Source organism: Mesorhizobium sp. CNPSo 4684 (assembly GCF_057784315.1).
On the sequence record NZ_JBWLUX010000001.1, the window covers coordinates 124,373 to 137,928 of the forward strand.

17 protein-coding genes are annotated in these 13,556 nt (G+C 62.7%); 7 read left to right on the forward strand and 10 right to left on the reverse strand.

Translation table 11 applies throughout. The features are described from left to right. Positions 1–2: 2 nt before the first annotated feature. From AC04SG_RS00635 to def, 5 genes are all read right to left on the reverse strand, one after another. The gene (locus AC04SG_RS00635; protein ID WP_192257010.1) at positions 3–509 is read right to left on the reverse strand and encodes a GNAT family N-acetyltransferase; all 507 of its coding nucleotides are present in this window, start codon (positions 507–509) and stop codon (positions 3–5) included. Beyond that, on the reverse strand, positions 506–1,477 hold the full coding sequence (fmt, locus tag AC04SG_RS00640; protein ID WP_488549495.1) for a methionyl-tRNA formyltransferase: 972 nt from the start codon (positions 1,475–1,477) through the stop codon (positions 506–508). Before fmt ends, AC04SG_RS00635 begins: the two co-directional genes overlap by 4 nt. Before the next feature lie 43 nt (positions 1,478–1,520). Next, a complete protein-coding gene (locus AC04SG_RS00645; protein ID WP_488549496.1) occupies positions 1,521–1,946 on the reverse strand; it encodes a PIN domain-containing protein in 426 nt (141 codons plus the stop codon). Further along, positions 1,943–2,230: a plasmid stabilization protein gene (locus AC04SG_RS00650; RefSeq protein ID WP_488549497.1), complete on the reverse strand. Its 288-nt coding sequence runs from the start codon at positions 2,228–2,230 to the stop codon at positions 1,943–1,945. The genes AC04SG_RS00645 and AC04SG_RS00650 overlap by 4 nt, the downstream gene beginning before the upstream one ends. Before the next feature lie 94 nt (positions 2,231–2,324). Continuing rightward, the gene (def, locus tag AC04SG_RS00655) at positions 2,325–2,855 is read right to left on the reverse strand and encodes a peptide deformylase (protein WP_192257020.1); all 531 of its coding nucleotides are present in this window, start codon (positions 2,853–2,855) and stop codon (positions 2,325–2,327) included. Between the two features lie 103 nt (positions 2,856–2,958). On the opposite strand from def, the gene AC04SG_RS00660 reads away from it, so the two are divergent. Next, a complete protein-coding gene (locus tag AC04SG_RS00660; RefSeq protein ID WP_488549498.1) occupies positions 2,959–4,212 on the forward strand; it encodes a DNA recombination protein RmuC in 1,254 nt (417 codons plus the stop codon). Here the strand turns inward: AC04SG_RS00660 and AC04SG_RS00665 are convergent. The 4 genes from AC04SG_RS00665 to AC04SG_RS00680 all read right to left on the reverse strand — a co-directional run bounded on the left by AC04SG_RS00665 (position 4,209) and on the right by AC04SG_RS00680 (position 7,458). After that, a complete protein-coding gene (locus AC04SG_RS00665; RefSeq protein ID WP_488549499.1) occupies positions 4,209–5,015 on the reverse strand; it encodes a class I SAM-dependent methyltransferase in 807 nt (268 codons plus the stop codon). The genes AC04SG_RS00660 and AC04SG_RS00665 overlap by 4 nt on opposite strands. Before the next feature lie 79 nt (positions 5,016–5,094). Continuing rightward, entirely contained in the window at positions 5,095–5,499 is a 405-nt protein-coding gene (locus AC04SG_RS00670; RefSeq protein ID WP_488549500.1) for a GFA family protein, read from the reverse strand. Between the two features lie 77 nt (positions 5,500–5,576). Further along, on the reverse strand, positions 5,577–6,530 hold the full coding sequence (locus AC04SG_RS00675; protein WP_488549501.1) for a cation diffusion facilitator family transporter: 954 nt from the start codon (positions 6,528–6,530) through the stop codon (positions 5,577–5,579). A gap of 118 nt (positions 6,531–6,648) precedes the next feature. After that, on the reverse strand, positions 6,649–7,458 hold the full coding sequence (locus tag AC04SG_RS00680; RefSeq protein ID WP_488549502.1) for a transglutaminase-like domain-containing protein: 810 nt from the start codon (positions 7,456–7,458) through the stop codon (positions 6,649–6,651). Positions 7,459–7,671: 213 nt separating this feature from the next. Here AC04SG_RS00680 and AC04SG_RS00685 point away from each other — a divergent pair, with 213 nt between their 5' ends. Together AC04SG_RS00685 and sugE are read left to right on the forward strand one after the other, a co-directional pair. After that, a complete protein-coding gene (locus tag AC04SG_RS00685) occupies positions 7,672–7,797 on the forward strand; it encodes a hypothetical protein (protein ID WP_112559036.1) in 126 nt (41 codons plus the stop codon). Between the two features lie 196 nt (positions 7,798–7,993). Beyond that, entirely contained in the window at positions 7,994–8,308 is a 315-nt protein-coding gene (sugE, locus tag AC04SG_RS00690; RefSeq protein WP_181059856.1) for a quaternary ammonium compound efflux SMR transporter SugE, read from the forward strand. A 209-nt stretch (positions 8,309–8,517) separates the two neighbouring features. Here the strand turns inward: sugE and AC04SG_RS00695 are convergent, their stop codons facing one another. Further along, complete coding sequence (locus tag AC04SG_RS00695; RefSeq protein WP_454575433.1) at positions 8,518–8,946, reverse strand: DUF6481 family protein; 429 nt, start codon at positions 8,944–8,946, stop codon at positions 8,518–8,520. 322 nt (positions 8,947–9,268) lie between these two features. Here AC04SG_RS00695 and AC04SG_RS00700 point away from each other — a divergent pair, with 322 nt between their 5' ends. From AC04SG_RS00700 to AC04SG_RS00715, 4 genes are all read left to right on the forward strand, one after another. Beyond that, positions 9,269–10,330 (forward strand): LLM class flavin-dependent oxidoreductase, encoded by a 1,062-nt coding sequence (locus tag AC04SG_RS00700; RefSeq protein WP_488549503.1) that lies wholly within the window; start codon positions 9,269–9,271, stop codon positions 10,328–10,330. A 111-nt stretch (positions 10,331–10,441) separates the two neighbouring features. Next, positions 10,442–11,614, forward strand: coding sequence for an AI-2E family transporter (locus AC04SG_RS00705; RefSeq protein WP_488549504.1), 1,173 nt, complete (start codon positions 10,442–10,444; stop codon positions 11,612–11,614). Between the two features lie 94 nt (positions 11,615–11,708). Further along, positions 11,709–12,536, forward strand: a complete 828-nt coding sequence (locus AC04SG_RS00710) for an arylamine N-acetyltransferase family protein (protein ID WP_488549505.1) — start codon at positions 11,709–11,711, stop codon at positions 12,534–12,536. Positions 12,537–12,541: 5 nt separating this feature from the next. Continuing rightward, positions 12,542–13,540: an LLM class flavin-dependent oxidoreductase gene (locus tag AC04SG_RS00715; protein WP_488549506.1), complete on the forward strand. Its 999-nt coding sequence runs from the start codon at positions 12,542–12,544 to the stop codon at positions 13,538–13,540. The last annotated feature ends 16 nt before the right edge of the window (positions 13,541–13,556 follow it).

Genomic DNA, 13,556 nt, shown 5'->3' on the forward strand with positions numbered 1-13,556 from the left:
GCTCAGGCGGCGAGTGCGGTAAAGGCCTGGGCGTAAACCAGTTTGCCTTTTTCGGGTGCGTCACCCCAGGCCAGCGCCTGCAGCGCCTCGCCCTGGTATTCGCTCTCGAAGTTCTCGGCGCGCGCATGGTTGTAGCCGAAGCGGCCGTAATAGGCCGGATCACCCAAGACAACAGCGAGCACTTCGCCGGCGTCCTTGAGACGGATATGCGCCTCGCGGATCAGCGCACCACCAATGCCCGAACCATGGAACGAAGGTTCCACCGCCAACGGCGCCAGCGCCACCGCCGGGAAACTCTTGCCGCCATTCTGCACATACAGCCTGGAGAACAGGATGTGGCCGACCACCTGGCCGTCTTCTTCCGCCACCAACTCGACAACGGCGTCGCCGCCGGTGACCAGCGCGTCGACCAGCCCGGCCTCCGCCTGCTGGCCGAATGCGTGTTCCTCGACGAGGCGAATAGCCTCGCGGTCCCGCGGCGTTGCCGCGCGTATCGACATCATGCTCATGTGAATCTCATTCCTTTTTCGATCTTGGCCCCGCGCAGAAACTCCTGCGCGGCGGCAGGCCTTCCGCCCGCCCGTTGAACTTCGACCAGCCTGATCGCGCCTGTTCCGCAGGCGACCGTCAGCCGATCATCGAGAATTCCTCCCGACTCGCCCAAATCTTCCGAAGGCGACCAATCTTCGGTAAGTGATTGGCCGTCCACAAGCGTCGAGCGAAGCAGTTTCAGCCGTTCCGTACGGCCGCCAATTTCAATCTCGGACCAGGCCCCGGGAAAGGGCGACAGGCCACGAAGGTGATTGTGGACCTCGACAGCCGGCCGCGTCCAGTCCACGCGGGTCTCCGATTTGTCGATTTTTCGGGCGTAGGTCACCCCATCCACAGCTTGCAAGGTGAATGCCAGCGTTTCCGTCTCAGTTCGGGACAACGCTTCTACCATCAGTGTGGCAGCAATGTGCATCAAGCGATCGTGCAGATCGCCGGCCGTCATATCGGGTCCGATGGCACATTTTTCAACCAGTGCCACCGGGCCGGTGTCCAGGCCCTCTTCCATGCGCATCACCATCAAGCCGGTTTCCGCGTCGCCGGCCATGATGGCGCGCTGGATGGGAGCTGCACCACGCCAGCGCGGCAAAAGCGAGGCGTGGCCGTTGATACAGCCGAGCCGCGGAGCCTCCAGAATGGCCTTCGGCAACAGCAAACCATAAGCGACAACGACCGCGATATCGGCCTGCAACGCGCGAAAAGCGGCCTGCTCGGTCTCGCTTTTCAGCGAAATCGGCGTGCGCACCGCGATATCAAGCCGCTCGGCCTCGCGCTGCACCGGCGACGGCGTCAGTTCCAGCCCACGGCGGCCTGCGGCGCGCGGAGGCTGGGTGTAAACGGCTGCTATCTCGTGTCCGGCCTCGGCGATCGCGCGCAGCACCGGCACCGAAAACTCCGGCGTGCCCATGAAGATGACGCGAAGCGGCATTTTGTCCTGCAATCCTGTTTACGTGTATGCAAAGCCAGTTGGTTCAGGCGTCTGGTTCAAACGGGTTTACGATCTTCAGGTCAAGCCCGTCGAAGTCGCGAACATTGCGCGTTGCCAGCGTAGCGTCATGAGCCAGGCTGATAGCCGCAATCATGGCATCGGAAAGGCTGATCGGCCGGCCGATGTTTTCCCGCATTGCTCTAAGCTTGCCAGCCATACGGGGAATCGACCCGGCAAATTCGACGATGCGACCCGAAAACTGTTTCGAGACCAAATGGTCAAGAGCACGGACATGACGGTCCGAGCCAGTCTTGTTCAGAAACCTTTCGGCGCCGAAGGACTGCTCCATGACGACAGGACCGCACAGATAGAGATCGAGCAGGTCCTGTCTGCGAAACCACTCGACGACATTTGGATCGGGTGCTGGCCGGCTCGCTTCCGAGACGACATTCGTATCGAGGACAATCACTCTAAATCCTCGACAGGGCGTCCAAAGTCGCGTTTTCGTTCGGCTTCGATTTCATCCATCATCTGCGCAAATTCGTCGCTGATTGCGTTTTCCGATGCGAAGGCAGCGCGGATCGCATCCCAAGCCGAAAGCCCGGGCTCGGATCCGCCCTCCTTTTCCGCGACCATGCCTTTTCGCAACAGATCGATAGCCTTGATCGAGAGGCTTTGGCCGCCCTTGCGTGCCGCATGCTCGATTTCACGTTTCAACGGTTCGGGTATGTCTCTGATCAGCATATCGCCCATTGCCGCCTCCAGGATGATATCAATGATATCACACCAAGGAACGTCTCTCAATATGGAGTGGGTCGAATGTGATTTGAGGGGCTGGAATCCGGACCTATCCCACCAGCTTGCCCGGCGCCTTGTCCTTGGCGAGCTTCTTGAACTTCTTGACCACCATGTCGCGCTTCAGTTTCGAGATGTGGTCGATGAACAGCACGCCGTTGAGGTGGTCGATCTCATGCTGCAGGCAGGTCGCCATCAGGCCTTCGGCCTCGATCTCCTGCAGCTTGCCGTCGCGGTCGAGATATTTCACCCGCACCGAAGCCGGCCGTTCGACCTCGGCATAATAGTCCGGGATCGACAGGCAGCCTTCCTCGTAGACCGAGCGGGCGTCGGCGCTTGCGAGGATTTCGGGATTGATGAAGACATGCGGCGCCGGCGTCTCGTCTTCCTTGGCGAGGTCGATGACCAGCATGCGCAGCGGCTCGCCGATCTGGATTGCGGCCAGGCCGATGCCCGGCGCGTCATACATGGTCTCCAGCATGTCGTCGGCCAGTTTGCGCAAAGGCGCATCGACGCGTTCGACAGGTTTGGAAACCTGGCGCAGGATGGGATCGGGAAGGATGATGAGCGGCTTGATCGACATGGCGTCTCACCTAAGACGTCATGCGAAAAGCGTCAACCGGGGCGGTTTGCGCGCGTTCACGTTTTGATCTGTGCCAGACCGGCGAATCGGCTATGCTGGCGACATGAACGACCTTAACTCCATCCTTTCCGAACCTGTGGCCCAGCTTGGCGCCACGACGATCACGCTCGGCCATGCGCTGGTCTTCGGCGCGATCGTGTTTCTCGGCCTGTTCCTGGCGCTGGTGGTTGCCCTATGGCGGTCGGCCAGGGCGCGCACCATCGCCGCCGCGGAAGCCGCCGAACACGCCCGCGACGCCGAGGCGCGGATGGCCGGCATTTTGCAAAGCCAGGCCGAGATGCAGGGCCGCATGGGCGCCATCGCCGAGGTGTTCGGCGCCAGGCAGGCCGAACTTAACCAGTCGATCGGCCAGCGCCTCGACGCCATGACCGGCCGCCTCGGCCAGACCATGACCGAGCAGACCAAATCGACGCATGAGAGCCTGGCGAAATTGCAGGAACGGCTTGCGGTCATCGATACCGCGCAAGGCAACATCCAATCACTTGCCGGCCAGGTCGTGCAGTTGCAGGCGATCCTGTCCAACAAGCAGACGCGCGGCGCCTTCGGCCAGTCGCGCATGGAGGCGATCGTCGCCGACGGCCTGCCGATGGGCGCCTATGAATTCCAGGCGACGTTGTCGAATGGCAGCCGCCCGGACTGCCTGATCAGGATGCCGAATGGCGCTCCGTCGCTGGCCATCGACGCCAAGTTTCCGCTCGAAGCCTGGAACGCCATCCGCGCCGCCGATGGCGCCGACTTGCAGAAGGTCGCGGCCCAGGCCTTCCGCCGCGACATCGAGATCCATGTCCGTGACATCTCGGAAAAATATTTGATCCAGGGCGAGACGCAGGACACCGCCTTTATGTTCGTGCCGTCGGAATCGGTGTTCGCCGAAATCCACGAGAATTTCGACGCCGTTATCCAGAAGGCGCACCGCGCCCGTGTCATCATCGTTTCGCCGTCACTGCTGATGCTGTCGATCCAGGTCATCCAGGCGATCCTCAAGGACGCCCGCATGCGCGAGCAGGCACATCTGATTCAGGGCGAGGTCATCCGCCTGATGGAAGACGTCGCGCGCGTCGACGAGCGGGTGCGCCGGCTGCAGACGCATTTCACCCAGTCGGCCAAGGATATCGACGACATACTGGTGTCGACGTCGAAGGTGACCAAACGCGGCCAGAAGATCGAGGCGCTGGAGTTTGGCGAAAGCGAAGCTGAAGTGCGCGGCGGCGGGCCCGCCAAGGCCGAACCCGGGGTGCGGGTGGCGGATTCCAAGACAGGCCAGCTCAGGCTCCGTGTCGTCGAAGGCGACGATTAGACCGTAGCGACGATTACGTGTGCCTGGATTTTGGCCACCACCTCGCCGCTGCCGTGTCTGGCTGCAATCACGGCTGCGGCATGGTCGGTTGCGGTTTCCAGTTTTCCTCTGGCCTCGATTTCGTTGCGAAGCGGAGTTCCCTGGCAATAAGCAACGGCCGGAAGGCGCGGCGAGGAGGCCCGGCTTTGTTCGGCTCTCGTCTCGATCGCCACACGGGAGAAACCTGCATCTTCCAGTTCGCCGCGGATCAGCGCCGTGTCATGGTAGCCGTGCGGCGTGCGGGCTAGAAAGCGCGGCGGATCGTCCGGAAAAACCTCCGCAAGAGCGTTCGTCACATCATTGGCAAATACATTCTCTTCGATGCGATCCCATACGTTGAACAGGAAATGGCCCCCGGGCTTCAGGACCCGCTTTGCTTCGCGATAGCCGGCGGTGCGGTCGGGAAAGAACATCGCGCCGAATTGACAACAAACAAGATCGAAGGCCGCATCTTCAAACGGCAGCGCCATCGCATCAGCTTGGCGCCATTGGATGCGACTGCCCGGCGCTTGTCGCGAAGCGGCGTAGTCGAGCATCGGCTGGTTGAGATCGGTCACGATATAGCTTGCATCAGGGGACAGTTTTGGCGCCAGTGCGCGGGTGACAACCCCGGTGCCGGCGGCGATCTCCAAAACGGCGCTGGGCGACAGGGACGCTGCCCGTCGTGCAATATCCGCGGCGAACGGCTCGAAAATCAACGGCACCATGTAACGGTCGTAGTTTTCCGGAATCGAGCCGGCAAACACCTTGTCCGTTTCCGACATTGCTATCCCCGTCATCCGTTTGATGGTGAGCCTAGCACATCATCGTCCGGTTTGGGGCGCGTTTAACCGGAGGCAGGTGCTACTGCGCCTCCACGATGCTGATGCCCTCGAATTCCGGAAGCCAGTGCAGGGCCGATCGGTGCCATTTCTGTTGTGTCGGAACCAGATCCTCGCGTTGCCGCGCGGTTCCCGCCCTGATCCCATAGACCTTCGGGCCGTCGCCAACCGACGTCGCGTAAAGGTGCGAACCGCAGTCGCCGCAAAAGGCCTGGGCGCGCTTGGCGCCGCTCGATCCTGTCTTGATATAGATCTTGGGCGTGCCCTTGGTGATCCGGTAGCGATCCTCAGACGCGGGAACGGTGACACGAAAGGCCGTGCCGGTCAGTTGCTGGCAGTCCGTGCAATGACAGATGGAGGTCTTTTCCGGGTCGACCTCTGCCTCGTAGGTGATGGCGCCGCAATGGCACCCGCCGTCGATTTTCATGGTTGCTCCTCCGAAATCCGTCGACTGATCTTAGCGGGACCGGGCGATGAGGCCAACGGTGGACTGCTGGTCCAGGACTAGTCCGATGCCGCCTCGACCTGCTTGCGCCGGTGTTCCCAGGTTCCCGTCGTCTGCGGCTTGACGAACAGCCTGGTGATCTCCGGCACTTCTTTCTTCAAGAGCGACTCCAACCGTTCGACGCAGGCCTCGATCTCGGGCGCAGTCAGATGGTCCTCGAATTCGATGCTGAGGCCGGCGACGATCTCCTGCGGCCCGAGGTGTACGGTGAGAACGCCATTGGCGCGCTGCACCGCCGGATCCCGCTGGGCGATGGCCAGCACCTTGGCCTGCACTTCCAGCGAAGCCGGCTCGCCGATGAGCAGTCCCTTGCTTTCCCGCGCCAGGAAGATAGCGGTGGCGCCGAGGATGATCGCGATGCCTATGGAGGCGGCGCCGTCGAGTTCGGGCATGTCGAGGACTTCCGCCGCCAGGATGCCGGCAAAGGCGACGACGAGGCCGAGAAGGGCGGCGCTGTCCTCGAACAGGATCGTGTAGACACTCGGATCCTTGCTCGACTGCACGGCCTGCAGCCAGCCTTGCTTGCCCTTTTGCTGGCGGAACTCCTTCAGCGCCACATACCAGGAGCTGCCCTCGAACAGCACGGAGAGGCCGAGCACGATGTAATTGATTTTGGGATTGGCGATCGGCTCGGGCGCCATGATGTGGATGACCCCCTCGTAGAACGACACCCCGGCGCCGAGCGCAAAGACGAGCAGGGCGACGATAAAGCTCCAGAAATACAGCTCGCGGGCATGGCCGAGCGGATGCGTTCGGTCCGGCGGGCGGGCGGCGCGGTGCATGCCGTAGAGCAGCAGGCCGCCATTGCCGGTATCGACCAGCGAGTGGACGCCTTCCGACAGCATGGCCGAACTGCCGGTGAAGAAGGCGGCGACGAATTTGGTCAGCGCAATGGCGAGATTGCCGGCAAGCGCCGCGTAGATGACCGTCTTCGACCCGCCATGCGTTGCCATGCTGTCCCTCCAAGGCACCCAATGTAACGGCCCTGCGACCGAAGCTCCACGGGCATCACAACGCGCCAGAAGCCCGGCCGTTCAGGCCCTTGAAGGCTGGCTGGAGAAAAAGACGCCGCTATTCGATGATTTCGTCCGTCCAGACCTTGAAGCCGGCCAGCGTGCCCGGCCCGAAAATATGGGTCAGCGGCACGTCGGCGGCGTCGCGGCCGGAAGCGATCAGGATGCGGCCGATGCGCGGGGAATTGTTGCGCGGATCGAAGACATGCCAGCGGCCGCCGAGATAGACCTCCATCCAGGCGGCGAAATCCATGCTCGCCCAGGGTTTGGGCAAGCCGATGTCGCTGATGTAGCCGGTGCAGTAGCGGGTCGGGATGTTGAGCGCGCGGCAGAAGGTGACGGCGAGGTGGGCAAAGTCGCGGCAGACGCCGCTTTGCTCGCGATAGGCTTCGGCTGCGGTGCGCGTCGGCCGCGCATTGCCATAGCTGAAGACGATGTGGTTGTGAACGAAGTCGCAGACCGCCTGGACGCGCGCAATGCCGAGCGGCGTGTGCCCGAACAGCCGCCAGGCTTCGCTGGCCAGCAGGTCGCTCTCACAAAAGCGGCTCGGCAACAAGAACAGCAGCGTCTCCGACGGCAAGTCGCGCACCTCGTGCTGCCAGGCCATCAGGTCGCCCATCTCGAAGGTACCGGGATCGCGGATGACCGAATCGGTGCCGAAGGTGAAGCGTCCGGGTGGCGCGATGAAGCGGTTGCACCAATTGCCGAAACTATCGCGGTAGCTCTGGATCGGCACGGCCGGGTTGGACGTCAGGAAATCCGGACGCTCGAGATCGGATGCGCGGGAGTAATGGACGTTGAGCATCGCGATCAGCGGCGTTTCCTGCGGAAAGTCGAAGCTCATCTCGCAGCCGATGTGGATTCGCATTGTCGTCCTGACCGGACTGCCTGATCATCGCCGGGCGAAGGCATGGCCGATGCTGCAGTGCGAAGGCAACCATGGCACGGACCGGCATGGTTTACGAGCAAATTAGAAACCGGTTGAAAGCGTCCGGCTGGCGCTGGCGACAAGCGGCTAGCCTCTTGCAGTCCGGCGTTTCTCTTGTTTCACTTGGCATCCTAGCAATTGGAGGACCGAATCATGGCTAAAGGTGCGATGAAGGCCGGCAAGGAAGCCCGCAAGCCGAAGAAGGACGCCAAGAAGCCCGCCGCGGCTCCGGCGCTCAAGGCGCCTCCCGTCAAGGCGATAAGGCTCAAGGACAAGTAGGTCCGCCCGGGGTCGTTGAATCCGGGCACCCGTTTCGGCGTAGATTTTCACACCGGCGGCATCAACAATGCCGCCGGTGTTTTGTTGACCGGGCAGGCGAGGCCGCCTATATCGAACCCGCGAGGACGACCTCGCGCCTTCCCCGAAAAAGCCCGCCGGGACGACCCGCCATCCTCATGGAATGAAGTGCATCCCGATGTCGTGGATTTTTCTGTTTTTCGCCGGCCTGTTCGAGATCGGCTGGGCGATCGGCCTCAAATACACCGACGGCTTCTCGAAGCCGCTGCCGACGGTGCTCACCGTCGCGTCGATGATCGTCAGCCTGGGGCTGCTCGGTCTGGCGCTGAAGACGCTGCCTGTCGGCACGGCCTATGCGGTGTGGACCGGCATCGGCACGGTCGGCACGGCGCTGCTCGGCATCTGGCTGCTGGGCGAGCCGGCAACCGCGATCCGGCTCGGCTGCATCGCGCTCATTGTCTGCGGCATTATGGGGCTGAAGCTCGCCGCCTAGAGCAGTTCACCGTTTCACGGAAACGGCGATCTGCTCTATCTTTGTCTTTCTTAATTCCCAAGGGAAAGCGCTGCGCGCTTTTCCCGGGAAAACCGCTTCACACTTTTGCTGGAATTGCTTTAAGCCAAAGCAACCGAGGAAATCGGCGCACAAATACGTTCAGGGCCGCTGGAAGGCGACCCTGATGTCCGATCGTTTCGATCGAAGCGTTAGCGGGCGGAGAAGCCCGGAGGCGTCCGGCCGGTGCGCTGCTTGCGCGCCGCATAGCGTGCGTCGCGCTTGGCCTTGCGTTCGGCTTCGTCGGCCAGCAAACGGGCGATGCGCTCGTTTTCTTCGGCTTCCTTGATCTTCGCTTCAGCCTGCGCTGCCTCTTCGGCGGCAATACGCGCCGCTTCGGCTGCTGCCTCGCGCTCGGCCCGTTCGACCGCCTCGCGTGCCAGCTTTTCCTGCTTCAGCCTGGCCTTTTCGGCCTCGCGCTTTTCACGCGCCTCGAGGATCGCCTTGCGTTCGGCCTGTCTTGCCAGCACCGCAGGATCATCTGCCGCCGGCTTTGACTTGAAGCGCTCCAGAAGCGCCTTCTTTGCCTCGTTCGCGGCATTGCGCCGCTCGAAAATGTCTTTTTCCCTGTAGATAGCCAAGTCCACTTCCCTGAAGTCAATTCGCGACGCTTACATACGCGCGAAAACCGAGAGTTCAAGCGCCAAAACGGAATGCCAGCCATGAAATTCTACGCTGTTGCAGCCAGGAGACGCGCTTTTGCCGACCAAAGCCGACAGAAGCTGGCTGAAACCGACATGCACTGTTCACCATCCTCCCCTCTGGCGGCAAGGCGGCTCGGTCGCTACCTAAAGCGCGTCGCGCTTTCGGTCTTTTGTTTCTGTGCATGTCGTTCTCTCAAAACCGGGACCACTTTTGAGCGACATGCTCTAGCCGCAAAACCCAACCATTGGATGACAGATCATGGAACTCGGTCTCTACACTTTTGCTGACGTCAGTCCCGAGCCCGGCCCCGGCGCGATCGGCCCGCACGAGCGGCTGCGCAACCTGATCGAAGAGATCGAGCTGGCCGACCAGGTCGGCCTCGACGTCTTCGGTCTGGGCGAACATCACCGCCCCGACTATGCCGCTTCAGCACCGGTGGTGGCGCTGGCCGCCGCCGCTGAACGTACCAAACGCATCAAGCTGACCAGCGCGGTCACCGTGCTGTCCTCCGACGATCCGGTACGCGTCTTCCAGCAGTTCGCGACGCTCGACCTTCTGTCGGGCGGCCGGGCCGAGATCATGGCCGGGCGCGGTTCGTTCATCGAATCCTTCCCGCTGTTCGGCTACAATCTCGAAGACTATGACGAGCTGTTTGCCGAAAAGCTCGACCTGCTGCTGGCGATACGCGACAGCGTGAAAGTCACCTGGTCGGGCAATCTGCGTGCGCCGATCAACGACCGTGGCGTCTATCCGCGCCCGTTGCAGGACAAATTGCCGATCTGGATCGCCATTGGCGGCACGCCGCAATCGGCCGCCCGCGCCGGCGTGCTCGGCCTGCCGCTGGCGCTGGCCATCATCGGCGGCGAGCCGGCGCGCTTTGCGCCGCTGTTCGACATCTACCGCGAGGCTGCCAAGCGTGCCGGCACCGACCCCACGGAGCTCGCCACCAGCATCAATGTGCACGGCTTCATCGCCGAGACCACCGAGCAGGCGGCCGACGATTTCTATGGGCCGCAAGCCGAAGTAATGAACCGCATTGGCCGCGAACGCGGCTGGGGGCCGACGTCGCGGGCGCATTTCGATCAGTCGCGTGGCCCAAACGGCGCGCTGTTCGTCGGCAATCCTGAAGCTGTGGCGGAAAAGATCGTCGCCCAGCACAAGATCTTCAACAACGATCGCTTCCTGCTGCAGATGGCGATCGGCACCATGCCGCACGCCAAGATCATGAAAGCGATCGAACTCTACGGCACCAAGGTGGCGCCGATCGTGCGCAAGGAAACGGCGAAGGCGGCGCCGGCGGTCACGGCGCCCGCCGCGTAATTCGACGACGTCGTCTGGATTGTTGGCCTTGCCGGCTAACGGAACCTAGGGGCGGTAGAGGCGTTTCCGTCAGCGGAATGCACCAATTGCGGTGCGCTGTGGGGGAAAATGATGAAAGCCGAACCCGCCGCTTTGGGCGCAGTCCTTGCCGAGGCCGAAGAGGCGCGAGTCGTTGCCCGCGCGGACACGCATCTGATGCGTTCGCTGCTCATCGGCATTTTCATCCTGATGGCGATCTACGCGCTCTATTTCGCCCGCGCCTTCTTCATGCCGGTCATCCTCGCCTTCCTGCTCACGCTGACCCTGACGCCCATCGTGCGCTTCCTGCGCAAGCGCGGCATTCCCGAGGTGGTGTCGGCGACGTTGCTTGTCGTGCTGTCGGTGTGCGTCTTTGCCATCGCCGGCTACCTGCTCAGCGGTCCGGTCATCGACCTCCTCAACAACACCTCGTCGATCGGCCAGCAACTGACGGAGCGGCTGGCGCAATTGCGGCGTCCGCTCGAAAGGATCATGCAGATCTCGCATCAGATCGAACAGATGACCGAGACCTCGCAGGAGCCGGGCATCCAGAAAGTGGCGTTGGCGCAGTCCGGCATCCTGTCGGCGGCGGCCAGCAATATCCTGGCGGCAGGCACAAGCTTCACCATCATCTTCGTGCTGTCGCTGTTCCTGCTGGCGTCGGGCACGATGTTCTACGAGAAGATCATCCAGTCCTTCGCCAGCCTCAGCGAAAAGAAGCGGGCGCTGCGCGTCGTCTATGACGTCGAGCGCGAAATCTCGCACTATCTGCTTACCGTCACGATCATAAATGCCGGTCTCGGCGCCGTCATCGGCCTTGGCCTGTGGGCGCTCGGCATGCCCAATCCGCTGGTCTGGGGCGTCGCCGCCGCGCTGCTCAACTTCCTGCCCTATGTCGGCGCACTGTTGACCATCGTGCTTGTCTCGGTGATGGCGCTGATCAGCTTCGACACCATCTCCTACGCGCTTTTGGCGCCGGCCTTTGTCTTATTGTGCGACATCATCGAGGGCCAGTTTGTGACGCCGATGGTGGTCGGCCGGCGCCTTGAGATCAACGCCGTGGCGATCTTAATCGCCATCGCCTTCTGGTCCTGGCTGTGGGGCTTTGTCGGCGCGCTGATGGCCGTGCCGCTGCTGGTCGTCATCAAGGTGTTCTGCGACCATTTCGACGGCCTCGGCCATGTCGGCAACTTCCTCGCCGCACAGCAGACGGCGGTCGTGGTGGAGGACGAAGCGGCCGAGGAGAATGGCGAGGCCAAGGCATAGAGGCCGGTACTGCTTGCCGCCTCTTGCTTGTCGTCTCTTGTTTGTCGTCTTCCGATCGAGTGCCTATATCGATCCGGTCAAGCCGGACCCTGCCATGACCGACGCCTCCTTCGACCTCGACGCCTATTTCGCCCGGATCAGTTATCGCGGTCCGATCGATGCGTCGCTCGACACGCTGAAGGCGCTGCACCGGCAGCACCCGCAAGCGATCCCCTTCGAGAACATGGATCCGTTGCTGGGCATCGCGGTGAAGCTCGATCTCGCTTCGCTGCAGGACAAGATTTTCGCGCGCCGCCGCGGCGGCTACTGCTTCGAACACAATTTGATCCTCATGCATGCGCTGAAGGCGCTGGGCTTCGAGGTCAGCGGCCTCGCGGCGCGGGTTCTGAGGGGTCTGCCGGAGGACGCCATTACCCCGCGCAGCCACATGCTGTTGCGGATCGAGCTCGACGGCAGGACCTACATTGCCGATGTCGGCTTTGGCGGCCTGACGATGACCGCGCCGCTGTTGCTCGAGCCGGGCCTCGAACAACAGACCCCGCACGAAACATTCCGCATCATCGAGACGTCAGATCATTTTCGGGTACAAGCCAATGTCGGCGGCGACTGGCAGATACTCCACCGCTTCGACATGCAACCGGCCCATGACGTCGATTATGCGGTCGCCAATTACTTCGTCTCGACCCATCCGACTTCGCATTTCCTGTCCTCCGTCGTTGCGGCGCGCGCCTTGCCCGACCGGCGCTATGCGCTGCGCAACGCCAGGCTGTCGACGCATCATGTCGGCGGCCGCAGCGAGCAACGCGAGATCGCGACAGCGGCGGAATTCGCCGACATTCTGGAAAGCCAGCTCGACATCATCATCCCCGACCGCGCCGCCTTCGAAACCAAGGTCCGGCAGCTGAACATTGTAAAGGCTTGAGGCCCATGACCGCTCTTTCCGTTCTCGACCTGTCGCCGATCGTCGAAGGCAGCGACGCCTCGCAGTCACTGGCCAATTCGCTCGACCTCGCCCGCCATGCCGAGCAGCTCGGCTACAAGCGCTACTGGCTGGCCGAGCACCACAACATGCCGGGTATCGCCAGTGCGGCGACCGCGGTCGTCATCGCCCATGTCGCCGGCGGCACCAAGACGATCCGCGTCGGCGCCGGCGGCATTATGCTGCCCAACCATGCGCCGCTTGTGATCGCCGAGCAGTTCGGCACGCTGGCGGCACTGCACCCCGGCCGCATCGACCTCGGCCTCGGCCGCGCGCCCGGCACCGACATGGGCACGGCGCGTGCGCTGCGCCGCAACCTCGAGGCGTCAGACAATTTCCCCCAGGATGTCGTCGAGCTGATGGGGTATTTCCAGCCGGCCGAGGCAGGTCAGCGTATCCAGGCTGTGCCCGGCGAAGGCCAGAAGGTGCCGGTCTGGATTCTCGGCTCAAGCCTCTATGGCGCGCAGCTCGCCGCCATGCTTGGCCTGCCCTATGCCTTTGCTTCGCATTTCGCGCCGGCCGAGCTCGACCATGCGCTGGAGATCTACCGCTCGCGCTTCCAGCCCTCCGACCAGCTGGACAAGCCCTATGTCATGCTCGGCCTCAACGTCTTCGCCGCACCGACCGATGCCGAGGCAAAACTGCTGTTCACCTCGCTGCAGCAGGCCTTCGTCAACCTGCGCACCGGACGACCAGGCCGCCTGCCGCCGCCAGTCGAGGGCTATGACCAGACGCTGGAGCCGATGGCCAAAACCATGCTTTCGCAGGCGCTGTCGTGCGCGGTCGTCGGTTCGCCCGAAACCGTCCGGCAAGGCATCGACGCCTTCGTGCGCCGCACCGGCGCCGACGAGCTGATGGTGACCGCACAGATTTTCGACCATGCGGCGCGCGTGCGTTCGTTCGAAATCCTGGCCGAGGCGCACAAATCGCTGTCGCAAGCCGCGTGAGTCGCCAGTGAAGCTT

Excerpts from the sequence above, each read along its gene's own strand:
- AC04SG_RS00635 (WP_192257010.1), bottom strand. The coding sequence starts at position 509 with ATGAGCATGATGTCGATACGCGCGGCAACGCCGCGGGACCGCGAGGCT.
- fmt (WP_488549495.1), bottom strand. The coding sequence starts at position 1,477 with ATGCCGCTTCGCGTCATCTTCATGGGCACGCCGGAGTTTTCGGTGCCG.
- AC04SG_RS00650 (WP_488549497.1), bottom strand. The coding sequence starts at position 2,230 with ATGGGCGATATGCTGATCAGAGACATACCCGAACCGTTGAAACGTGAA.
- def (WP_192257020.1), bottom strand. The coding sequence starts at position 2,855 with ATGTCGATCAAGCCGCTCATCATCCTTCCCGATCCCATCCTGCGCCAG.
- AC04SG_RS00660 (WP_488549498.1), top strand. The coding sequence starts at position 2,959 with ATGAACGACCTTAACTCCATCCTTTCCGAACCTGTGGCCCAGCTTGGC.
- AC04SG_RS00665 (WP_488549499.1), bottom strand. The coding sequence starts at position 5,015 with ATGTCGGAAACGGACAAGGTGTTTGCCGGCTCGATTCCGGAAAACTAC.
- AC04SG_RS00670 (WP_488549500.1), bottom strand. The coding sequence starts at position 5,499 with ATGAAAATCGACGGCGGGTGCCATTGCGGCGCCATCACCTACGAGGCA.
- AC04SG_RS00675 (WP_488549501.1), bottom strand. The coding sequence starts at position 6,530 with ATGGCAACGCATGGCGGGTCGAAGACGGTCATCTACGCGGCGCTTGCC.
- AC04SG_RS00680 (WP_488549502.1), bottom strand. The coding sequence starts at position 7,458 with ATGCGAATCCACATCGGCTGCGAGATGAGCTTCGACTTTCCGCAGGAA.
- AC04SG_RS00685 (WP_112559036.1), top strand. The coding sequence starts at position 7,672 with ATGGCTAAAGGTGCGATGAAGGCCGGCAAGGAAGCCCGCAAGCCGAAG.
- sugE (WP_181059856.1), top strand. The coding sequence starts at position 7,994 with ATGTCGTGGATTTTTCTGTTTTTCGCCGGCCTGTTCGAGATCGGCTGG.
- AC04SG_RS00700 (WP_488549503.1), top strand. The coding sequence starts at position 9,269 with ATGGAACTCGGTCTCTACACTTTTGCTGACGTCAGTCCCGAGCCCGGC.
- AC04SG_RS00705 (WP_488549504.1), top strand. The coding sequence starts at position 10,442 with ATGAAAGCCGAACCCGCCGCTTTGGGCGCAGTCCTTGCCGAGGCCGAA.
- AC04SG_RS00710 (WP_488549505.1), top strand. The coding sequence starts at position 11,709 with ATGACCGACGCCTCCTTCGACCTCGACGCCTATTTCGCCCGGATCAGT.
- AC04SG_RS00715 (WP_488549506.1), top strand. The coding sequence starts at position 12,542 with ATGACCGCTCTTTCCGTTCTCGACCTGTCGCCGATCGTCGAAGGCAGC.